At 71.4% G+C, this 20455-nt stretch carries 17 protein-coding genes; 11 read left to right on the forward strand and 6 right to left on the reverse strand.

All coding sequences use genetic code 11. The annotated features are described in order from the left end of the window. The first annotated feature begins 30 nt into the window (after positions 1 to 30). The 5 genes from ACRWK7_RS00265 to ACRWK7_RS00285 all read left to right on the forward strand — a co-directional run bounded on the left by ACRWK7_RS00265 (position 31) and on the right by ACRWK7_RS00285 (position 5581). Positions 31 to 633 (forward strand): TorD/DmsD family molecular chaperone, encoded by a 603-nt coding sequence (locus ACRWK7_RS00265; protein ID WP_431854156.1) that lies wholly within the window; start codon positions 31 to 33, stop codon positions 631 to 633. Next, positions 630 to 830, forward strand: a complete 201-nt coding sequence (locus ACRWK7_RS00270) for a twin-arginine translocation signal domain-containing protein (protein ID WP_431854157.1) — start codon at positions 630 to 632, stop codon at positions 828 to 830. Before ACRWK7_RS00265 ends, ACRWK7_RS00270 begins: the two co-directional genes overlap by 4 nt. Before the next feature lie 7 nt (positions 831 to 837). Next, positions 838 to 3735, forward strand: coding sequence for a formate dehydrogenase subunit alpha (locus ACRWK7_RS00275; RefSeq protein WP_431854158.1), 2898 nt, complete (start codon positions 838 to 840; stop codon positions 3733 to 3735). A gap of 16 nt (positions 3736 to 3751) precedes the next feature. After that, positions 3752 to 4387, forward strand: coding sequence for a formate dehydrogenase FDH3 subunit beta (gene fdh3B, locus ACRWK7_RS00280; protein WP_431854159.1), 636 nt, complete (start codon positions 3752 to 3754; stop codon positions 4385 to 4387). 192 nt (positions 4388 to 4579) lie between these two features. Further along, positions 4580 to 5581, forward strand: coding sequence for a formate dehydrogenase subunit gamma (locus ACRWK7_RS00285; RefSeq protein ID WP_431854160.1), 1002 nt, complete (start codon positions 4580 to 4582; stop codon positions 5579 to 5581). A 3-nt stretch (positions 5582 to 5584) separates the two neighbouring features. Here ACRWK7_RS00285 and ACRWK7_RS00290 read toward each other — a convergent pair whose 3' ends face one another. From ACRWK7_RS00290 to ACRWK7_RS00300, 3 genes are all read right to left on the reverse strand, one after another. Continuing rightward, positions 5585 to 5752: a hypothetical protein gene (locus tag ACRWK7_RS00290; RefSeq protein ID WP_431854161.1), complete on the reverse strand. Its 168-nt coding sequence runs from the start codon at positions 5750 to 5752 to the stop codon at positions 5585 to 5587. A 233-nt stretch (positions 5753 to 5985) separates the two neighbouring features. Beyond that, on the reverse strand, positions 5986 to 7575 hold the full coding sequence (locus ACRWK7_RS00295) for a protein kinase domain-containing protein (protein ID WP_431854162.1): 1590 nt from the start codon (positions 7573 to 7575) through the stop codon (positions 5986 to 5988). A 4-nt stretch (positions 7576 to 7579) separates the two neighbouring features. Beyond that, the gene (locus ACRWK7_RS00300) at positions 7580 to 8323 is read right to left on the reverse strand and encodes a metallophosphoesterase family protein (protein ID WP_431854163.1); all 744 of its coding nucleotides are present in this window, start codon (positions 8321 to 8323) and stop codon (positions 7580 to 7582) included. Positions 8324 to 8540: 217 nt separating this feature from the next. Here ACRWK7_RS00300 and ACRWK7_RS00305 point away from each other — a divergent pair, with 217 nt between their 5' ends. Next, a complete protein-coding gene (locus ACRWK7_RS00305) occupies positions 8541 to 10253 on the forward strand; it encodes an MFS transporter (RefSeq protein ID WP_431854164.1) in 1713 nt (570 codons plus the stop codon). A gap of 136 nt (positions 10254 to 10389) precedes the next feature. Next, positions 10390 to 13866 carry a PAS domain-containing hybrid sensor histidine kinase/response regulator gene (locus ACRWK7_RS00310; RefSeq protein ID WP_431854165.1) on the forward strand — a complete coding sequence of 1159 codons (3477 nt, stop codon included), beginning with the start codon at positions 10390 to 10392 and terminating at the stop codon, positions 13864 to 13866. 34 nt (positions 13867 to 13900) lie between these two features. On the opposite strand, the gene ACRWK7_RS00315 is transcribed toward ACRWK7_RS00310, so the two are convergent. Beyond that, on the reverse strand, positions 13901 to 14452 hold the full coding sequence (locus ACRWK7_RS00315; protein ID WP_431854166.1) for an RBBP9/YdeN family alpha/beta hydrolase: 552 nt from the start codon (positions 14450 to 14452) through the stop codon (positions 13901 to 13903). Positions 14453 to 14537: 85 nt separating this feature from the next. Between ACRWK7_RS00315 and ACRWK7_RS00320 the strand changes: the two genes are divergently transcribed. Then, positions 14538 to 15752 (forward strand): methyl-accepting chemotaxis protein, encoded by a 1215-nt coding sequence (locus ACRWK7_RS00320; RefSeq protein ID WP_431854167.1) that lies wholly within the window; start codon positions 14538 to 14540, stop codon positions 15750 to 15752. Positions 15753 to 15943: 191 nt separating this feature from the next. Here the strand turns inward: ACRWK7_RS00320 and ACRWK7_RS00325 are convergent, their stop codons facing one another. Beyond that, positions 15944 to 17626 carry a methyl-accepting chemotaxis protein gene (locus tag ACRWK7_RS00325; RefSeq protein WP_431854168.1) on the reverse strand — a complete coding sequence of 561 codons (1683 nt, stop codon included), beginning with the start codon at positions 17624 to 17626 and terminating at the stop codon, positions 15944 to 15946. 156 nt (positions 17627 to 17782) lie between these two features. Further along, positions 17783 to 18538, reverse strand: a complete 756-nt coding sequence (locus ACRWK7_RS00330) for a class I SAM-dependent methyltransferase (RefSeq protein WP_431854169.1) — start codon at positions 18536 to 18538, stop codon at positions 17783 to 17785. A 45-nt stretch (positions 18539 to 18583) separates the two neighbouring features. Here ACRWK7_RS00330 and gloB point away from each other — a divergent pair, with 45 nt between their 5' ends. From gloB to ACRWK7_RS00345, 3 genes are all read left to right on the forward strand, one after another. Beyond that, positions 18584 to 19339: a hydroxyacylglutathione hydrolase gene (gene gloB / locus ACRWK7_RS00335; RefSeq protein WP_431854170.1), complete on the forward strand. Its 756-nt coding sequence runs from the start codon at positions 18584 to 18586 to the stop codon at positions 19337 to 19339. Between the two features lie 62 nt (positions 19340 to 19401). Then, a complete protein-coding gene (locus ACRWK7_RS00340; RefSeq protein ID WP_431854171.1) occupies positions 19402 to 20004 on the forward strand; it encodes a glutathione S-transferase N-terminal domain-containing protein in 603 nt (200 codons plus the stop codon). A gap of 16 nt (positions 20005 to 20020) precedes the next feature. Continuing rightward, entirely contained in the window at positions 20021 to 20452 is a 432-nt protein-coding gene (locus ACRWK7_RS00345; protein WP_431854172.1) for a cupin domain-containing protein, read from the forward strand. Positions 20453 to 20455 lie beyond the last annotated feature (3 nt).

Below are 20455 nucleotides of genomic sequence, written 5' to 3' on the forward strand. Positions count from 1 at the left end.
GGTTTCAGGAAAAACAGAAACGGCGCAGACATGGCGGCGCTTGCCCAAGGGACCATGGTCGACGATGCCGACCGCCTGCGGGCGCAGGCCTACACGCTGCTGGCCCAGGTGCTGGCACGGCCGCCGTCGCGTGCCCTGCTGACGGCGTTCGCCGGGCTGAGCGGCGACTCCACCCCGCTGGGCCGCGCGCTCGACGCGCTGGCCGCCGCCGCACGGTTCACCAGCGCCGACGACGCCGAGCGCGAGTTCAACGCGCTGTTCATCGGCGTGGTGCGCGGCGAACTCGTTCCCTACGGCTCCTACTACCTGTCCGGTTGCCTCAACGACCGGCCGCTGGCCGCGGTGCGCGGCGACCTGCGCGTGCTGGGCTTCGAGCGCGCGCCCGGCGTCGCCGAGCCGGAAGACCACATCGCCACCCTGTGCGAGGTGATGGCGGCGCTGATCGAGTGCGCGCCGCTGCCCACCCAGCAGCGCTTCTTCGACCGCCACCTCGCCCCCTGGGCCGGCTACTTCTTCGCCGACCTAGAAAGCGTCGGGGCGGCGCGCCTGTACCGGCCGGTGGGCACCGTCGGCCGGCTGTTCCTGGGCATCGAGCGCGATGCCTTCGCCCTGGCACCGAGGACCGCCCCATGACCACCGAGACCACCGGCAAGACCACCGGCATCGACCGGCGCGACCTCCTGAAGGGCCTGGGCCTCGGCGCCGCCGGAGCCGCGGCGCTGAGCGCGGCGCCGGCGGCCGAGGCCGCCGAGACGCCGCAGAAGCAGGTCAAGCCGCGCTACGCCGAAACCGACCACGTCAAGCGCTTCTACGCCCTCAACCGCCTGTAGGCCCGCCATGCTGACCAAGCGCTCCTCCGGCACCGCCCCGCGCGGGCACCTCAAGCGCTCCCTGACCGCCGGGACCGGCGAGGGGGTGAGCCGGCGCGGCTTCCTGCACAGCTCCGGCCTCGCGGCCGGCGGCATGGCGGCGCTCTCGGCGCTGCCGGCGGCGATGATCCGCAAGGCGGAGGCCGCCGGGCCGATCCCCGGCGCCGAGACGGTGACGCGCAAGAACATCTGCACGCACTGCTCGGTCGGCTGCACGGTGATCGCCGAGATCCAGAACGGCGTGTGGACCGGCCAGGAACCGGGCTGGGAAAGCCCGATCAGCCAGGGCACGCATTGTGCGAAAGGCGCGTCCGTGCGCGAGCTGACCACCGGCGAGCGGCGGGTGAAGTACCCGCTGAAGCTGGAGAACGGCGAGTGGAAGCGCATCTCCTGGGACCAGGCTATCGAGGAGATCGGCAACAAGCTCATGGAGATCCGGCAGAAGTCCGGGCCGGACAGCGTGTTCTGGCTGGGCTCGGCCAAGTTCTCCAACGAGGGGTCGTACCTGTTCCGCAAGCTGGCGGCGTTCTGGGGCACCAACAACGTCGACCATCAGGCGCGCATCTGCCACTCCACCACGGTCGCCGGCGTGGCGAACACGTGGGGGTACGGGGCGATGACCAACTCCTACAACGACATCCAGAACTCCAAGTGCCTGGTCATCATCGGCGGCAACCCGGCCGAGGCGCACCCGGTGTCCATGCAGCACATGCTGCGCGGCAAGGAGCGCAACCGCGCCCCCTTCATCGTCATCGACCCGCGCTTCACCCGCACCGCCGCGCACGCCACCGAGTACGTGCGCATCCGTCCGGGCACCGACATCCCGGTGGTGTGGGGCATCCTCTGGCACGTCTTCGAGCAGGGGTGGGAGGACAAGGAGTACATCCGCCAGCGCGTCTACGGCATGGACCAGGTCCGCGCCGAGGTGAAGAAGTGGACCCCCCAGGAGGTCGAGCGCGTCACCGGCGTCCCCGGCGAGCAGCTGAAGCGCGTCGCCGAGGCGATGGCGAAGAACCGGCCGTCGACGCTGATCTGGTGCATGGGCGCCACCCAGAAGACGGTCGGCACCGCCAACGTCCGCGCCTTCTCGATCCTGCAGCTGGCGCTCGGCAACATCGGCATCGAGGGCGGCGGCGCCAACATCTACCGCGGCCACTGCAACGTGCAGGGGGCCACCGACTTCGGTCTGGACGTCTCCACCCTGCCCTCCTACTACGGGCTGGCGGAGGGGGCGTGGAAGCACTTCTGCCGGGTGTGGGAGGTGGACTACGAGTGGATGAAGGGCCGCTTCGCCTCCAAGGAGCTGATGGAGGCCAAGGGCATCCCGACCACCCGCTGGTTCGACGCGGTGCTGATCGACAGGAAGGACCTGGAGCAGCCGGACACCCTCAAGGCCATGATGTGCTTCGGCCACGGCGGCAACACCGTGACCCGCATGCCGGACATGGTGAAGGGCCTGGAGAAGCTGGAGCTGCTGGTCATCGCCGACCCGCACCCGACCACCTTCGCGGCGATCCCCAGCCGCCGCGGCGGCACCTACATCCTGCCGGCCTGCACGCAGTTCGAGACGGACGGCTCGCGCACCTGCTCCAACCGCTCCATGCAGTGGGGCGAGAAGCTCGTCGAGCCGATCTTCGAATCGAAGGACGACTACACGATCATCTACCTGCTGGCGAAGAAGCTCGGCTTCGCCGACGACATGTTCAAGCACATCACGGTGGAGGGCACCCGCCCGGTGCCGGAGGACATCCTGCGGGAGATCAACCGGTCCTGCCTGTCCACCGGCTACACCGGCCAGTCGCCGGAGCGCCTGAAGCTGCACATGAAGCACCAGGCCGACTTCGACAAGATCTCCATGCGGGCCGAGAGCGGCCCCTGCAAGGGCGAGTACTATGGCCTGCCCTGGCCGTGCTGGGGCCATCCGGAGCTGAAGCACCCGGGTTCGGCCATCCTCTACGACACCTCCAAGCACGTCATGGAGGGCGGCGGCGTCTTCCGCGCCCGCTTCGGCGTCGAGCGCGAGGGCGTCAGCCTGCTGGCCGATGGCTCCTACTCCAAGGGCTCGGAGATCCAGGACGGGTACCCCGAGTTCACCATGGCCGTCTTGAAGAAGCTGGGCTGGGACAAGGACCTGACGGCGGAGGAGATGCGCGTCATCCAGGCCATCGGCGGCGACAAGATCGATGAGGTGAGCTGGCAGACCGACCTGTCCATGGGCATCATCCGCGTGGCGCTGAAGCACGGCTGCTCGCCGCACGGCAACGCCAAGGCGCGCGCCAGCGCCTGGAACCTGCCCGACCCGGTGCCGATCCACCGCGAGCCGATCTACACCCCGCGCAAGGACCTCGTGGCGCAGTACCCGGCCATCCCCGACCGCCGCGACTTCCGCCTTCCGCAGCTCGCCAAGTCGCTGCAGGCCAGCGTGCAGGACAAGGACATCCCGGCGAAGTTCCCGTTCATCCTCACCTCCGGCCGCCTCGTCGAGTACGAGGGCGGCGGCGAGGAGACGCGCTCCAACCGCTGGCTGGCCGAGCTGCAGCAGTCGATGTTCGCCGAGATCAACACCGCCGACGCCCAGCGCCTCGGCATCCGCAACGACGGCTGGGTCTGGGTCTACGGACCGGAGAACAACGCGAAGGCCAAGGTGCGCGCGCTGGTCACCAACCGCGTCGGGCCGGGCACCGTGTTCATGCCCTTCCACTTCTCCGGCTACTGGCAGGGCGAGAGCCTGCGCGGCGCCTACCCGCCGGGCACCGACCCCATCGTGCTGGGCGAGCCGTGCAACGGCGTGACGACGTACGGCTACGACCCGGTGACGTTCATGCAGGAAACCAAGGTGACGCTGTGCCGCGTCGAACCGGCGTAACGGGAGGGTTCCGTCCATGGCCCGCATGAAGTTCCTCTGCGACGCCGAACGCTGCATCGAGTGCAACGCCTGCGTCACCGCCTGCAAGAACGAGCACGAGGTGCCCTGGGGCATCAACCGCCGCCGCGTCGTCACGCTCAGGGACGGCGACCCGGGCGAGCGCTCGATATCCATGGCCTGCATGCACTGCACCGACCCGCCCTGCGCCGCGGTGTGCCCGGTGGACTGCTTCTACCAGACCGCCGACGGCGTGGTGCTGCACAGCAAGGACCTGTGCATCGGCTGCGGCTACTGCTTCTACGCCTGCCCGTTCGGCGCGCCGCAGTTCCCGCAGACCACCAACTTCGGCGGGCGCGGCAAGATGGACAAGTGCACCTTCTGCGCTGGCGGCCCGGAGGCCGACGGCAGCCCCGAGGAGTTCCAGAAGTACGGCAAGAACCGTCTGGCCGAGGGCAAGCTGCCGCTGTGCGCCGAGATGTGCTCGACCCGCGCGCTGATGGCCGGCGACGGCGACGTGCTGGCCGACATCTACAAGGAGCGCGTGGTGCGCCGCGGCTACGGCTCCGGCGCGCACGGCTGGGCCACCGCCTACGTCTCCCGGAACCGCGACGACGCCCTGGCACCGGGGCGGGTCGGTACCGGCGGCAGCTAGTGGGTTATAGGCACTATGGGTTGAACCACTTGACCTTACAACGAACCAGAACGCCCCCACACCGTCATCCCCGCGAAGGCGGGGATCCATAATTCCCGAAGCGGCATGCCTTGGCGGTTATGGATCCCCGCCTTCGCGGGGATGACGGAAAGAGAATGAAGCGGACACGGAACGGAGCGAGGAGACGATACCATGCGCCACCTAAGGCATTTCCTGCTCCTCGCGGCGCTGCTGCTGGCGGCGCCGGCCGTGCAGGCGCAGCTCAACCAGGCTCCCGGCCCGAACTCGCCGACCTCCAAGGATCAGGTGGAGCTGTACGCGCCGCACCAGGACAAGGAGGTCGGCATCGTCTCGATCCCCGACTCCAAGCTCGCCGTGCTGGTGCAGCCGGAGGGGCGGGAATGGCGGGAGTACCGCACGGTGATCCTGCGCTGGGGCGCCGCCATCGCCATCCTCGGCATGGCGGGGCTGCTGCTGGTGTTCTACCTCGTGCGCGGCACCATCCGGATCGGGAAAGGGCGCGCCGGGCGCACCGTGCCGCGCTTCGCCGCCATCGACCGATTCGCCCACTGGACCACGGCGACGAGCTTCCTGCTGCTGGCGCTAACCGGATTGGTGGTGACCTTCGGCCGGCCGCTGCTGATCCCGCTGATCGGGCACCCGGCGTTCACCACGCTCGCCCAGTCGGGCAAGGCGATCCACAACTTCCTCAGCGTGCCGTTCGTGCTCGGCATCCTGCTGATGATCGTGCTGTGGGTCCGCGACAACATCCCGGAGAAGGCCGACCTCGTCTGGCTGAAGACCCTGGGCGGCCTGTTCTCCAAGTCGGGCGAGCATCCGGAATGCGGGCGCTTCAACGCCGGGCAGAAGGGCATCTTCTGGGCCGTTGTGCTGGGCGGCGGGTCGCTGGCGGTGACCGGGTTCCTGCTGCTGGCGCCGTTCGCGTTCACCGGCATCGGCGGCATGCAGATCATCCACGTCATCCATGGCGCCCTGGCGGCGCTGATGATCGCCATCATCCTGGCGCACATCTACATCGGCTCGGTCGGCATGGAGGGCGCCTTCGACGCCATGGGCACCGGCCACGTGGACGAGAACTGGGCCAAGGACCATCACCGCGGCTGGTACGACGAGCAGGTCAGGAAGGGCCGAGTCGACCCGCCCCCGGCCGCCCGGCCGCACCCCGCGGAGTAGCGGCTACCTGCCGGAGAAGTGGCGCGCCTCGATCGAGCCGCCCTCGCCCACCCGCGCGCTCTGGCGGGCGAAGGTGTCGTCGGCGCTGCGGCTGAAGCCGGTTTCCAGCACGACGCCGGTGCCGATGGCCAGCGCCAGCACGAAAAGCACGGCGAAACCGAAGGCGTTCATGGACGAAGCTCCCGCGTGGATCCGGTTCCTCCTTCCAACAGCGCAACCCGGCAACGGTCACGGTTGCACCGTTGGCGTTGCAGATAGTCCGTTTCTCCGATTGCCAATCGCGTCGCTTCGTGGCCTGCTAGGGGTGCCTCGAATGTTCTAGAGAGCGCATACCAGCCTGAGCGGCGGGCTTCGCGGCCCGCCGCTTTCTTTTTGTCCGGCGCTGGCTTGGGGAGGGGAAGCGGCTATTCCGTGCCCGGCCCGCCCTCCTCCGCCGCCGCGACGCCGGGCCGTTCGGCCGGGCGCACCACGGTCACCGTGCAGGGCGCCTGCGCCACCAGGGGCGACGACACGCTGCCGAGATAGCGCCGCAGCGCCGAATGCCCGCGCGCGCCCACCACCAGATGGTCGACGTGGTTGCCGCGCACGTAGTCGAGAATCGCCGCCGCCGCGTCCGGCGCCTCCAGCACGTGGTAGGTGATGCGCTCCGGCGCCACGTCGAGCGGCCGGGCCCAGTGCTTGAGGCGCACCAGCGCGCCGACGTGGCGGTTGTTGCCCTCCTTGTCGACGTTGATGTCCATGCCGATCCGCGGCACCCGCTGCACCATCAGGCAGGCGAGCCGCGCCCCCGGCGCGCAGCCCAGCAGCATGCCGACGGTGCGCCGCTGCGCTTCGCTGAGGTCCGATTCGCCCTCCGACAGGTCGACCGCCACCGCGATGATCGGCGCGCGCGACAGCCGCTCCGACACCGACGGGCGGATCGCCGGCGTGCGCGCCAGCCAGCGCAGCCAGCTGCGCGCCACCGTGAAGGCGCCGTCGCGCCGCGTCCGTTCGGCGCGCGCGGTCAGCGTCACCTGGTCGGGGTTCTTCAGCAGGAACGCCACCTGCGCCGCCGACTGCCAGCGCGCCGCCGGATCGACCTCCAGGCAGCCCAGCACGATTTCCTGCAGCCAGGGCGGGCAGTCCGGGTTCAGCGCGCGCGGCGGCACCGGCGCGCGGTACAGGCGGCGGCGCAGGCCGCGCACCGTCTGCGGGCTGCCGAACGGCATGCGGCCGGTCACCAGCTCGTACAGCACGGCGCCCAGCGCGAACAGGTCGCTGCGCGGGTCGTCGCGCACGCGCATCACCTGCTCGGGCGCGATGTAGGCGCCGGTGCCGGCGGGGGTGTGCATCTCCTCGGCGATCAGGTCGGGTCGGCCGTCGAGGCGCGACAGGCCGAAATCGATCAGCACCGCCTCGCCGGACGGGCGGAACATGATGTTGGACGGCTTGACGTCGAAGTGGATGAGGTGCTGGCGGTGCAGGTCGTGCAGCGCCGCCGCGACCCGCGCGCCCAGGTCGGCGGCGCGCCCGGCCGGCAGCGGCGCCTCGGCCAGCGCGGCGGACAGCGGCTCGCCGGGCAGCTGCTCCATGACGATGTAGGGCTGCGTCTCGAAACCGCCCGAGGCGACGTAGCGCGGCACGTGCGGCCCGTCGAGCAGCGGCAGCAGCATCTGCTCCACCTCGAAGCCGAGGATCGCCGTCGGGTCGTCGCCGTAGCGCAGCAGCGGCACCTTCATGACCAGCGGTTCGGGCGCTCCGCTCTGAAGCCCTTCTCCCCTTGAGGGAGAAGGGTTGGGATGAGGGGCCGTAGCCGCCGGAGGCGGCGGAAGGGTTTCGGGCCGGCTGTCGCCGGCGCCCCCCTCTCCCCAACCCCTCTCCCTCAAGGGGAGAGGGGCTTGTCCGGCATCCACGCGCGTCACCCGCCACAGCGCCGCCATGCTGCCCTGGTGCAGGCGCTCCTCCAGGCGGTAGCCGTCGACGATGGAGCCGGGGGACAGGACGACCGGGGCCATGACGTCACCCTCCCTCGCGCAGGCGCGCCGCCAGCCGCGGCGGCAGGCCGGCGCGGCGCACCTTGTCGGCCGCCGCCTCGTGGTCGTACGGCACGCGGTGGAAGGTGAGCACGCCGGCGGTGGCGTCGAGCACCGCGCAGCAGGCCGCCGGGTTGCCGTCGCGCGGCTGCCCGACCGAGCCGGGGATCGCCAGCCAGCGCCGCCGTCCGCCCAGCGGCACCGGCGCGCCCGGTGCCGGCTCGAAGCGGATCGCCGGGCCGCCGGGCGCCTGGTGGTACAGCGCCGGCTGGTGGACGTGGCCGCACAGGGTGACGCGCCGCTCCGTCGCCTCCAGGCTGCGCCGCGCCTCCGCCGTGCCGCGGACGTAGGCCCAGCGCCCGGGGTCCCAGGCGTTGGCGTGCACGTACAGGCAGGGGCCGTCCTCGACGCTCAGCGGCAGGCCGGCGAGGAAGGCGCGCTGCGGCTCGGTCAGCCGCGCGGCGGTCCACTCGGCCGAGGCGCGGGCGTCGCCGCTCATCCGCTCGGAGGGACCGAGCAGCGCCGCCTCGTCGTGGTTGCCGTACACCGCGGCGTCGCCGCGCCCGACCCGTTCCATCACCGTGTCCACCACCCAGCCGGGGTCCGCCCCGTAGCCCACGAGGTCGCCGAGGAACACGTACCGCTCCGCCCCCGCCCGCGCGGCGTGCGCCAGGCAGGCCTCCACGGCCTCCCGGTTGGCGTGGAGATCGGCAAGCAACGCGATGCGCATGATCCGGACGATACCCCTGCTCTGTCCTGACCCGCGCAGTATCGCCCGAGCCAACCCCGCCACCACCCCCGACCAAGGTCCAGGATGATTCGCCGGGCATTTCCTGCAAATGGTTTGATAGATGGAACGTACGCCTACAATACCGTCCGCCGCACGGCTTAAGCCGTGCGGACAAGGACCGGCGTTCCCGACCAAACGGTGAGGGAGTGACAACGCAATGGCCTATGCAGCAACCACGGCCGACGCCACGCGGCCGATGGCCGCCGAGGAGCGGAAGGTGATCTTCGCCTCCTCGCTCGGCACCGTGTTCGAGTGGTACGACTTCTACCTGTACGGCTCGCTCGCGGCGGTGATCAGCAAGCAGTTCTTCTCGGGCGTGAACCCGACCGCGGCGTTCATCTTCGCGCTGATGGCGTTCGCCGCCGGCTTCGCGGTGCGTCCGTTCGGCGCGCTGGTGTTCGGGCGCCTGGGCGACCTGATCGGGCGCAAGTACACCTTCCTGGTGACCATCCTGATCATGGGCGCCTCGACCTTCATCGTCGGCATCCTGCCCGGCTACGCCTCCATCGGCATCGCCGCCCCGGTCATCCTGATCGGCCTGCGCCTGCTGCAGGGCCTGGCGCTGGGCGGCGAGTACGGCGGCGCCGCCACCTACGTGGCCGAGCACGCCCCGCACGGCCGCCGCGGCGCCTACACCTCGTGGATCCAGACCACGGCGACGCTGGGCCTGTTCCTGTCGCTGCTGGTGATCCTGGGCTGCCGCGTCTCCATGTCGCCGGAAGCCTTCGACGACTGGGGCTGGCGCATCCCGTTCCTGCTGTCGATCGTGCTGCTCGGCGTGTCCGTGTGGATCCGCATGAAGCTGAGCGAGTCGCCGGCCTTCAAGCGCATGAAGGAGGAGGGCAAGACCTCCAAGGCGCCGCTCACCGAGTCCTTCGGCCAGTGGAAGAACCTGAAGGTCGTGCTGCTCGCCCTGTTCGGCCTCGTCGCCGGCCAGGCCGTGGTGTGGTACACGGGCCAGTTCTACGCGCTGTTCTTCCTGACGCAGACGCTGAAGGTCGACGCGCAGCCCGCCAACCTGATGATCGCCGCGGCGCTGCTGCTGGGCACGCCGTTCTTCGTGATCTTCGGCTCGCTGTCCGACCGCATCGGCCGCAAGCCGATCATCATGGCCGGCCTGCTGCTGTCCATCGTCACCTACTTCCCGATCTTCAAGGCGATCACCCACTACGCCAACCCGGCGCTGGAGCAGGCCATCGCCACCGCGCCGGTGGTCGTCACCGCCGACCCGAACGAGTGCTCGTTCCAGTTCAACCCGGTCGGCACCTCGAAGTTCACCAGCTCGTGCGACATCGCCAAGAGCGCGCTGGTCCGCCGCGGCATCCCGTACACCAACGAGACCGCCCCGGCCGGCACCGTCGCGCAGGTCAAGGTCGGCAGCACGGTCATCCCGTCCTTCAACGCCTCGGCCGCGCCGGCCGCCCCGGCGTCGGTGTCGGTCGGCCACGGCCCGGCTCCGGCCGCCGCCGCTCCGGCCGCGGGTGCCACCTTTGAGAAGAGCGTCGGCGACGCGCTGAAGGCCGCCGGCTACCCGCCGAAGGCCGACCCGGCGCAGACCAACACCTTCATGACGATCGTCCTGCTGACCGTCCTGGTCATCTACGTGACCATGGTGTACGCGCCGATCGCCGCGATGCTGGTCGAGCTGTTCCCGACGCGCATCCGCTACACCTCGATGTCGCTGCCCTACCACATCGGCAACGGCTGGTTCGGCGGCTTCCTGCCGACGACCTCCTTCGCCATCGTGGCGGCCACCGGCGACATCTACTCGGGCCTCTGGTACCCGATCATCATCGCCGCGGCGACGCTGGTCATCGGCCTGCTGTTCGTCCGCGAGACCAAGGACGTAGACATCTACGCCAACGATTGAATTTTTCCCCTCCCCCGCCTCCGGCGGGGGAGGGTCAGGATGGGGGCAACGGCCTTCCCGCGAAGCCGCCGCCCCCTCCTAACCTCCCCCAGCGGGGCTGGGGGAGGGATTTTTGTTTTTGAGCTATAGTGCTCGCATGGACCACTCGATCGTCCTCATCCTGTCGCTGACCTACCTGGCGTCGCTGTTCGCCATCGCCTGGTACGGCGACCGCACCGCCGACAGCGCCGGCGCGGGCAGCAACCCGTGGCTCTACTCGCTCAGCCTCGGCGTCTACTGCACGTCCTGGACCTTCTACGGCGCCATCGGCCGGGCGGCGACGGACGGCTTCGACTTCCTGCCGATCTACGTCGGCCCGATCCTGCTGATCGGGCTGGGCTGGCCGCTGCTGGCGCGCATCGTGCGCATCGCCAAGGCGGAGAACGTCGTCTCCATCTCCGACTTCCTGGCCGCCCGCTACGGCAAGAGCCAGGGACTGGCGGCGCTGGTCACCGTCACCGCGGTGATCGGGCTGCTGCCCTACATCGCGCTTCAGCTCAAGGCCATCACCATCAGCTTCGACGTGCTGGCCGGCAAGGCGCTGGGCGTCGAGCTGCGCGCGCTGCCCGGCGGCACGACGCTGTTGGTGGCGCTGCTGATGGCCGCCTTCGCCGTGCTGTTCGGCGTGCGCAGCATCCACGCCAACGAGCACCACCGCGGCCTGATGATGGCCATCGCCACCGAATCCGTGGTCAAGCTGGCCACCGCCATGGCGGTCGGGCTGGGCGTCACGCTGGCGGTGTTCGGCGACCTCGCCGGGCTGCTGGAGGCCGCCGACAGCCCGGTCGCCGACCAGCTGCTCAGCCTGGAGCCCTTCGCCGAGGCCGACTGGTGGGTGGCCTGCGCGCTCTCGGCGCTGGCCATCCTCTGCCTGCCGCGGCAGTTCCACGTGGCGGTGGTGGAGAACACCCACCCCGGCGACGTGCGCCGGGCGGCGCGGCTGCTGCCGCTGTACCTCGTCGCCATCAACCTGTTCGTGGTGCCGGTGGCGCTGGCCGGCGTGACGCTGTTCCCGGCCGGCGGGGTGAACGCCGACAGCTTCCTGGTCTCGGTCCCGCTGCACGAAGGCTGGCCGCTGCTGGCGCTCGCCGCCTTCATCGGCGGCCTGTCGGCGGCCACCAGCATGATCCTGGTGGAGATGGTCGCGCTCAGCACCATGATCTGCAACGACGTGGTGCTGCCGCTGCTGATGAGCCTGCGCGTCGGCCAGAACCGCTGGCGCGCCGACCCGGTGCCGGTGCTGCTGGCGGTGCGGCGCGCCGCGGTGATCGCCATCCTGGTGCTGGCCTACGGCGTCTACCGGCTGATCGGCTCGGCCTTCCCGCTGTCGGCGATCGGCATGCTGTCCTTCATGGCGGTGGCGCAGTTCGGGCCGGCGCTGCTCGGCGGCCTGCTGTGGACGCGCGCCAACCGCACGGGCGCCGTGGCCGGGATCTGCGTGGGCTTCCTCGGCTGGGCCTACACCATGCTGCTGCCCTCCTTCGCCGCCGCCGGCTGGATCGCGCCGGAGGCCCTGCGCGCGGTTCCCTTCGGCCTGGAGATGCTGAGCCCGGCGGCGCTGACCGCGGTGGACGGCCTGACGCCGCTGGCGCACGCCGCGCTGTGGAGCCTGGGGCCGAACGTCGTGCTGTTCGTGGTGCTGTCGCTGCTCACCCACCAGTCGGCGCTGGAGGCGCGGCAGGCGGCGCGTTTCGTCTCGCTGCAGCGCGCCCCGGAGGAGGAGGCGCCGACGCCCAAGCGCGCCACGCTGGCCGACCTGCACGACCTCGCCGTGCGCTACGTCGGCGCGCCCAAGGCGGACGCGGCGTTCCGCGCGCTGCTGGCGGCGCGCCATCAGGATTCCACCGCCCTGCTGTCGCGCACCGACGGCGAGGCGATCCAGATGACCGAGCGGCTGCTGGCCGGCGCCATCGGCTCGGCCTCGGCGCGCGTGGTGGTGGCGGGGCTGCTGTCCGACCGGCGGCTGTCGCGCACCGACGCGCGCTCGATCATCGACGTCGCCTCGCGCGCCATCCTCAAGCAGCACGAGCTGCTGCGCGCCACGGTGGAGAACGTCGGCCAGGGCATCTGCGCCTTCGACGGCGAGTTCCGGGTGGCGATGTGGAACCGCCGCTTCCTCGAACTGCTCGACCTGCCGGAGGGCAGCGTGCAGGTCGGCACCGGCCTGAAGGAGATCGTCGCCTACATCGCCCAGCGCGGCGAGTACGGCCGCAACGGCGAGATCGAGACGCTGCTCGCCCGCCGTTCCGACCCGCGCCGGCACGGCAAGCCGGACGTCTACACCCGCGAGCGCCCGGACGGCACGGTGCTGGAGATCGCCACCAACCCGATGCCGGACGGCGGCTTCGTCGCCGTCTACACCGACGTCACCGAGCGCCACCGCGCCGCCGCCGCGCTGAAGGAAGCCAACGAGAGCCTGGAACGCCGCATCGCCGAGCGCACCGCCGCCCTCTCCGAAGCCAAGGCCGAGGCGGAGCGCGCCAACCGCTCCAAGACGCGCTTCCTCGCCGCCGCCAGCCACGACCTGCTGCAGCCGCTGCACGCGGCGCGGCTGTTCCTCTCGGCGCTGGGCGAGCGCAGCGCCGACCCGGCGGTGGCGCAGGTGGATGCGTCCCTGCGCTCGGTGGAGCACATCCTGGGCGACCTGCTGGACGTGTCGAAGCTGGACAGCGGCGTGGTGACGCCCACCCCGGTGGCGCTGCGCATCGACGAGTTGCTGAAGCCGCTCTCCGAGGAGTTCGCGGTGATGGCGCGCCAGCACGGACTGGCCTTCCGCGCGGTGCCGTGCTGCGCCGTGGTGCGCAGCGACCCGACGCTGCTGCGCCGCATCCTCCTGAACTTCCTGTCCAACGCGGTGCGCTACACGGCGCGGGGCAAGGTGCTGCTCGGCTGCCGGCGCCGGGGGAACACGCTGTCCATCGAGGTGTGGGACACCGGCCCCGGCATTCCCGAGGACAAGCTGGAGGAGATCTTCGTCGAGTTCCGCCAGATCGACCACGGCGCCGACGACCGCGGGCGCGGCCTCGGGCTCGGCCTCGCCATCGTCGAGCGGCTGTCCACCATCCTCGGCCACCGGGTCACCGTGCGCTCGGTGGTCGGCCGGGGCAGCGTGTTCGCCGTGCAGGTGCCCCTCAGCGCCGAGCCGGCGGTGGTCCGCACCTTGGCCCCCCGCGCCCGCGGGCGCGACATGCAGGGCGCCCTGGTGCTGTGCCTGGAGAACGAGCCCGCCATCGCCCAGGCGACCGAGCACCTGCTGTCCGGCTGGTCGTGCCGCGTGATCACCGGCGCCACGGCGGAACAGGCGCGCGCCGCGCTGGACGGCCGGGTGCCGGACCTGATCCTGTCCGACTACCACCTCGGCCGCGGCATCACCGGGCTGGAGTCGCTGGAGGCGTTGCGCGCCGGCTTTGCCGTGCCGGTGCCCGCGGCCCTGGTCACCGCCGACCGCAGCCCGGCCGTGCGCGCCGCCGCCGAGGCCGCCGGCTGCCCGGTGCTCTACAAGCCGGTGCGGCCGGGCGCGCTGCGGGCGCTGGTCGGGCAGCTGCTGGCGCAGGGAAGACGCAACGCGGGGTGAGCCAAAGCCCCTCTCCCTCGAGGGGAGAGGGGGGTCACCCCTCCGCCTGCTTGATCAGGTCCTTCAGCAGCCGCTCGCCCTCCGGCCAGGGGCCGTGCCCGGAGGCGACGTTGATGTGGCCGACGTCGCCGGCGTCAATGAAGTCCGCCCCCCACAGCGCCGCGAAACCGCAGGCGCGCTCGACGGCGCAATAGGGATCGTTGCGGCCGGCCAGCACCACCGCCGGGAAGGGCAGCGGGTCGGTGGGGATCGGCGCGAAGACGCGCACCTCCGGCGGCACCCGCGTGTCCGACTCCACGTCGGAGGGCGCCACCAGCATGGCGGCGGCGACACGGCCGGCCGAGCCCTCGCGCGCCCAGTGCGCCACCAGCGCGCAGGCCATGCTGTGCGCCACCAGCACCACGGGTTCGGGCGCCGCGGTCACGGCGTCCTCCAGCGCGGCGATCCAGGCGGCGCGGTCGGGCCGGTCCCAGTCCGCCTGCTCGACCCGCTGGAAGCCGGGATTCTCCCGCACGAACCGGCTCTGCCAGTGGTCCGGCCCCGACCCTCCGAGGCCCGGCAGCACCAGCACACGCACCTTTCCCATCGCCGCTCCTTTTGCGTACAACCGCAACACGCCGTTAACGCGCACCGACTAAAGTAGCACCACGATACGCATAGGGAGCAACGCCGTGGAACTCAGCGCGAAGATCGCCCAGGACATCTGCGACCACATCGCCCGCGAACTGGAGGTGACCGTCTCCTTCATGGGCCCGGGCGGGACGATCATCGCCTCCTCGGCCCGCGAGCGCGTCGGCCAGACGCACGCCACCGCCGCGGAGATCATGGCGCGCCGCATCGACGAGCGCGCGGTCAGCAAGGACGAGGCGGCGCGCTCCGGCGGCATCATGCGCGAAGGCTTCAACTGCGCGCTCGACCTCGACGGGCAGCGCATCGGCAGCCTGGGCGTCGCCGGCCCGGTCGAGCAGGCCAAGCGCTACGCCCGCATCGCCCGGCAGTGGGCGTCCTCGATGATCCGCGCCGAGGTGGCCGAAGCGCAGCGCGGCCAGCTGCTGCGCGAACTGTCCGGCCGGCTGGAGCGCGACGTCGGCGGCGTGGTCGGCGAGGCGGCGGACGTCGCCCGGCGCCTGGACCAGGCGGTCGGCGGCGTGCGCAGCGCCAACGGCGAGGTGCGCCGCCAGTCGGCGGAGGCCGGCGCCGCGGCGCGGGCCCTGGAGACCTCGGTCGGCAGCATCGCCGCCAGCGTCGAGCGGCTGACCGCCACCGCCGACCGCATCGCCCAGGACACCGCCAAGGCCCGCGAGATCAGCGCCGCCGCCACCACCGATTCCGAGCGCGCGACCACGGTGATGACCTCGCTGCGCGCCGCGGCCGAGCAGATCGCCAGCGTGGTCAAGCTGATCAACGCCATCGCCAGCCAGACCAACCTGCTGGCCCTCAACGCCACGATCGAGGCCGCCCGCGCGGGCGAGGCGGGCAAGGGCTTCGCGGTGGTCGCCAACGAGGTGAAGGCGCTGTCGCGGCAGACCGCCGACGCCACCAAGCAGATCGCCGAGCAGGTCGCCAACCTGCAGCGCGAGACCGCGGCGGTGGACGACGCGCTGTCGCGCATCCACGGCACCATCCAGTCGATCCAGGGCATCAACGACACCGTCGCCTCGGCCATCGGCGAGCAGGCCGGCCTGACCGCCGCGGTGTCGAGCGACCTGGGCCGCTCGCGCGACGACGCCGCGCGGGCCGGCCGCAGCATCGCCGACGCCGAGCGCTCCGTCGCCGGCGCTACCGACACGCTGGAGCAGCTGGGCTCCCTGGCGCAGGGCCTGACCAGCCGCGTCACCGGCCTCGGCGACCGGGTCGGCGAGGTTCTGCGGCAGATGCGGGGGTAAGACGTGAAGGCCCCTCCCCCGATGGGGCTTTGCGCAATCCCGTCCACGTCACCATTCCCGTCATCCCCGCGAAAGCGGGGATCCAGGGAACGTTGCACAATCAAGGAGTTGCCGGACTCGCTGGATCCCCGCTTTCGCGGGGATGACGGTTAAGGAGAGCGCAGGGATACATGCGCGTCCCGGACAGCCGGTCACGCGGCGCGGATGCCGGAGAGGAAGCGCTCGATCTCGCCCTTCAGGTGATCGGCCTGCCGGGCCAGTTCGCCCGACGCGCCGAGCACCTGCGAGGCCGCCGCGCCGGTGTGCGTCGCCGCCTCGCTGACGTCGGCGACGTTGGTGCTGACGGCGCGGGTGCCGCCGGCGGCTTCCTGCACGTTGCGGGCGATCTCCGAGGTCGCCGCCCCCTGCTCCTCGATGGCCGAGGCGATGGAGGTCGCCACCTCGCTGACCGTGGCGATGGTCCGCCCGATGCCGCCGATCGCCTGCGCGGCGCCGTTGGTGGCGCCCTGCATGGCGGCGATCTGCTGGCCGATGTCCTCGGTCGCCTTGGCGGTCTGGTTGGCGAGGTGCTTGACCTCGCTCGCCACCACGGCGAAGCCCTTGCCCATCTCGCCGGCCCGCGCCGCCTCGATCGTGGCGTTGAGGGCCAGCAGGTTGGTCTGGCTGGCGATGTCGTTGATCAGCTGGACGATCTCGCCGATCCGCTGCGCCTGCTCCACCAGACCCTGGACGCGGGCGTTGGTCTGGTCGGCCTCACCCACCGCCTGGTTGGCGATGGAGGTGGAGCGCGCCACCTGGGCGCTGATCTCGCCGATGGACGCGGTCAGCTCCTCGGTCGCCGACGCCACGGTCTGCACGTTGGTCGAGGCCTCCTCGGCCGCCGCCGCGGCCGCCGTGGCGCGCTCGTTGGTGCGGTGGGCCGTGTCCGTCATGCTCTCGGCCGTGCGCTCCAGCTCGGTGGTGGCGGAGGCCACGGTGGCGAGGATGCCGCTCACGCTCTGCTCGAAGGAGCGGATCAGCCGCTCGACCTCGGCGGCGCGCCGCTCCTTGCCCTGGCGCTCCTCGGCCGCCGCCGCCTCCAGGCGGACGCGTTCCACCGCGTTGTCCTTGAAGACCTGGACGGCCCGGGCCATGCCGCCGATCTCGTCGCCGCGCTCGGCGCCGTCCACCGCGACGTCCAGCTTGCCGGCGGCGAGGTCGTGCATGGTCACGGTGATCCGCTCGATCGGCGCGGCGATGGTCCGGCGCGCCAGCAGGATCGCCACGCCGAAGCAGACCACCACGCCGACGCCGGCGACGATCAGCATCCAGGTGCTGGCGGCGTTGGCGTCGACGGTCACCTGGTCGGACGCGGCCTGCAGCTGCCGGTCGACGCGGTCGATCAGCGCGCGGAACATCAGGCGGGCGTCCATGTAGGCCGGGTCGAAGCGCTCCGCCACGACCCGCTGGGCCGCCGCGTCGTTGTTCTTCAGGGCGTCCAGCTTGACCTCGTCGGCGACGCGCTTCAGCCCCTCGATGCTCTGGCGCAGGGTCTGCGCGTCGGCGCGGAGGTCCGGCAGCGCCACCAGGGCCTTCTCCATGCGCTCGATCGTGCCCCGGGCGTCGCTGTCCAGCGCCTCGGCCGCCTTGCGCACCTTCGCCTCGTCCTGTTCGGCGATCATGAGGTAGACGTCGCGCGCGGTGGCGTTCAGCAGCGAATTGGACCGCGCCAGCCACAGCGAGGCCGTGGCCTCGCCGTCGAGGAGCTTGGTGTAGTTCCGGTCCATGCCCTTCAGCGCAACAAGCGCCGCGCCGGTCAAGCCCAGGGCGAGAACCGCCACCAAGGCAAGCGTCAGCAGGATCTTGTTCACAACCCGCACGTTGTTCAACGACATCGCCCTTCTCCCAACCGGCCGGAGGCCCGTCACTGCGCACCCAGCCTATAAATTAGGCATCTAATTAAATTTTAGTGAAACGGGCGCGATGCCACGGCGGACCTACGCTCATGGCCGGGGCCAGCAAACGGCATACCTGCCGACCGGGACGGGAGCCTACGCGCCGTCCGGCCGCAGGCGCCGGGCCGCCGGGGCGGCGCCGCCGGGCAGCGGCACGATCAGGCGGCGCTTCACCGGCTGCGCCCGGCGCGCCACGCCGGCGAAGATCTGCTTGGACGCCTCGATCATGGTGACGCCGGCGAAGGCCTTGAACCAGCGCTCGCCGACCTCCTCCCACGCCGGGGCGGAGCGCAGCAGGAAGCGCGAGCGCACCGGCGGGATGAACAGCGCGTGCCCGGTGCGCTCCGGCACGAACATGGTGTCGCGCAGCACCTGCTTGAGCTGCGAGGGCGAATAGGGGAAGCCGTGGCCGAACGGCGTCCAGTCGGCGCGCGCCCACAGCCCGCGCCGGTTCGGCACCACCGCCAGCAGCCGCCCGCCGCCGGCCAGCACCCGCCAGATCTCGCGCATCATCGGGCGCAGCTGCTCGGTGCCCTCCAACCCGTGCACCAGCAGCACGCGGTCCACCGACATGTCGCCGAAGGGAAGCTCCGCCTCGTCGCTGAGGCAGACGACGTTCGGCCCCTCCCGCGGCCAGAAGCTGATCCCCTGCGAGGCCGGCATCACCGCCAGCACCCGGTCGGCCTCGTCGCGGAAGGGGCGCAGGAACGGCGTGGTGTAGCCGACGCCCAGCACGATCTGCCCCCGGAGGTCCGGCCACATCTGGCGGATGCGCCGGCGCACCATGCGCCGCGCCACCTGGCCCAGGCTGGACTCGTAGAACTCCCGGAGGTCGACAATATCGGTGTACATGACGCTCACGGTTTGGCGCAGATCCAAGGGGAGGACAGCAGGACCATGGAAATCCACCTCGTTCCGGCGTTCAACGACAATTACATCTATTTGATCCGCGACGGCGACAATGTCGGCGTCGTGGACCCCGGCGACGCGGCCCCGGTGCTGCGGGAGCTGGAGCGGCGCGGCTGGCGCCTCACCCACATCCTCAACACCCACCACCACCCCGACCACGTCGGCGGCAACCGGACGCTGAAGGAACGCTTCGGCTGCCCGGTCATCGGCGCGCGCGCCGACTCCCACCGCATCCAGGATATGGACATCGCGCTGGAGGATGGCGAGACCGCATCGTTCGGTTCGCACGCGGCGCGCGTCATCGCGGTGCCCGGCCACACCTCCGGACACATCGCCTTCCACTTCGCCGATGCCGGCGCGCTGTTCTGCGGCGACACGCTGTTCGCGCTGGGCTGCGGCCGGCTGTTCGAGGGCACCCCGGCGCAGATGTGGAACTCGCTGTCCAGGCTGCGGGCGCTTCCCGACGACACCCGCGTGTACTGCGGGCACGAGTACACGCTGTCCAACGCCCGCTTCGCCGTCACCGTCGATCCGGACAACCGCGAGCTGGCCGACCGCCTCACGACGATCACGGGGCAGCGCGAGCGCGGCGAGCCGACGATTCCCGCCGACCTGGGCGCGGAGAAGCGCACCAACCCGTTCCTGCGCGCCGACGATCCGGCCGTGCAGGCGGCGGTGGGCATGGCCGGCGCCGACCCGGTGGCGGTGTTCGCCGAGATCCGCGGCCGCAAGGACCGGTTCTGAGGGTTTCCGCCGCTTCCCTCGTGCTCTAAGATCCCCGTCCGACAACGGGAGGGACACACCCCATGAAGCTGCGCTACAGCGCCACCTCGCCCTACGTGCGCAAGGTGATGATGGTCGCCATCGAATGCGGCCTCGACTCCGCGATCGAGCTGGAGAACACCGACGCCTGGTCGCCGGAGACCGACCTGCCGAACGACAACCCGCTGGGCAAGGTGCCGGCGCTGATCCTGCCGGCCGGCCCGACGCTGTACGACAGCCCGGTGATCTGCGAGTACCTGGACACCCTGCACGACGGCCCGCGGCTGTTCCCGGCCCCCGGCCCGGCGCGCTGGTCGGCGCTGCGCCAGCAGGCGCTGGCCGACGGCATCTGCGACGCCGCCATCCTGCGCCGCCTGGAGGGCAACCGCCCGGACGGCGAGAAGTCGCCCTCCTGGATGGAGCGGCAGCGCGTCGCCGTCGCCCGCGCCTGCGACACGCTGAACTCCTTCGCCGACATGCTGCCGCCGAACCCGACCATCGGCACGCTGGCGATCCTGGCGGCGCTCGGCTACCTCGACTTCCGCTTCGCGAGCGAGGATTGGCGCCCCGGCCGGCCGAAGCTCACGGCGTGGTTCGACAAGGCCTCGGACCGCGACAGCTTCCGCCGCACCATGCCGCCGGCCTGACGCCCAGGTCGACACCATGACGGAGCCGCTGACGCCGGAGCGCATCATCGCCACCCTCGGGATGCAGCCGCACCCCGAGGGCGGCCACTACGTCGAGACCTACCGCCACACCGCCGGGGACGGCGGGCGCGGCGTGAAGACCGGCATCTTCTTCCTGCTGCGCGCCGGCGAGCGCTCGCACTGGCACCGGGTGGACGCCGTGGAGATGTGGCACTGGCACGCCGGCGGTGCCCTGGAGCTGTCGGTCAGCGAGGATGGCCGCACGGTGACGCGGCACGTGCTGGGCATGGACCTTCCGGGCGGCCAGCGCCCGCAGGCCGTGGTGCCGCCGCACGCCTGGCAGGCGGCGCGCCCGCTGGAGGGCTGGGTCCTGGTCGGCTGCACCGTCTCCCCGGCGTTCGAGTTCGCCGGGTTCGAGATGGCCCCGGAGGGCTGGGAGCCGGGGTAACGG

The organism is Azospirillum sp., from assembly GCF_050789165.1.

Bases quoted from the DNA above. Each gene is read 5' to 3' on its own strand.
- ACRWK7_RS00265 (WP_431854156.1), top strand. From the start codon at position 31: ATGGCGGCGCTTGCCCAAGGGACCATGGTCGACGATGCCGACCGCCTG.
- ACRWK7_RS00270 (WP_431854157.1), top strand. From the start codon at position 630: ATGACCACCGAGACCACCGGCAAGACCACCGGCATCGACCGGCGCGAC.
- ACRWK7_RS00275 (WP_431854158.1), top strand. From the start codon at position 838: ATGCTGACCAAGCGCTCCTCCGGCACCGCCCCGCGCGGGCACCTCAAG.
- fdh3B (WP_431854159.1), top strand. From the start codon at position 3,752: ATGGCCCGCATGAAGTTCCTCTGCGACGCCGAACGCTGCATCGAGTGC.
- ACRWK7_RS00285 (WP_431854160.1), top strand. From the start codon at position 4,580: ATGCGCCACCTAAGGCATTTCCTGCTCCTCGCGGCGCTGCTGCTGGCG.
- ACRWK7_RS00290 (WP_431854161.1), bottom strand. From the start codon at position 5,752: ATGAACGCCTTCGGTTTCGCCGTGCTTTTCGTGCTGGCGCTGGCCATC.
- ACRWK7_RS00295 (WP_431854162.1), bottom strand. From the start codon at position 7,575: ATGGCCCCGGTCGTCCTGTCCCCCGGCTCCATCGTCGACGGCTACCGC.
- ACRWK7_RS00300 (WP_431854163.1), bottom strand. From the start codon at position 8,323: ATGCGCATCGCGTTGCTTGCCGATCTCCACGCCAACCGGGAGGCCGTG.
- ACRWK7_RS00305 (WP_431854164.1), top strand. From the start codon at position 8,541: ATGGCCTATGCAGCAACCACGGCCGACGCCACGCGGCCGATGGCCGCC.
- ACRWK7_RS00310 (WP_431854165.1), top strand. From the start codon at position 10,390: ATGGACCACTCGATCGTCCTCATCCTGTCGCTGACCTACCTGGCGTCG.
- ACRWK7_RS00315 (WP_431854166.1), bottom strand. From the start codon at position 14,452: ATGGGAAAGGTGCGTGTGCTGGTGCTGCCGGGCCTCGGAGGGTCGGGG.
- ACRWK7_RS00325 (WP_431854168.1), bottom strand. From the start codon at position 17,626: ATGTCGTTGAACAACGTGCGGGTTGTGAACAAGATCCTGCTGACGCTT.
- ACRWK7_RS00330 (WP_431854169.1), bottom strand. From the start codon at position 18,538: ATGTACACCGATATTGTCGACCTCCGGGAGTTCTACGAGTCCAGCCTG.
- gloB (WP_431854170.1), top strand. From the start codon at position 18,584: ATGGAAATCCACCTCGTTCCGGCGTTCAACGACAATTACATCTATTTG.
- ACRWK7_RS00340 (WP_431854171.1), top strand. From the start codon at position 19,402: ATGAAGCTGCGCTACAGCGCCACCTCGCCCTACGTGCGCAAGGTGATG.
- ACRWK7_RS00345 (WP_431854172.1), top strand. From the start codon at position 20,021: ATGACGGAGCCGCTGACGCCGGAGCGCATCATCGCCACCCTCGGGATG.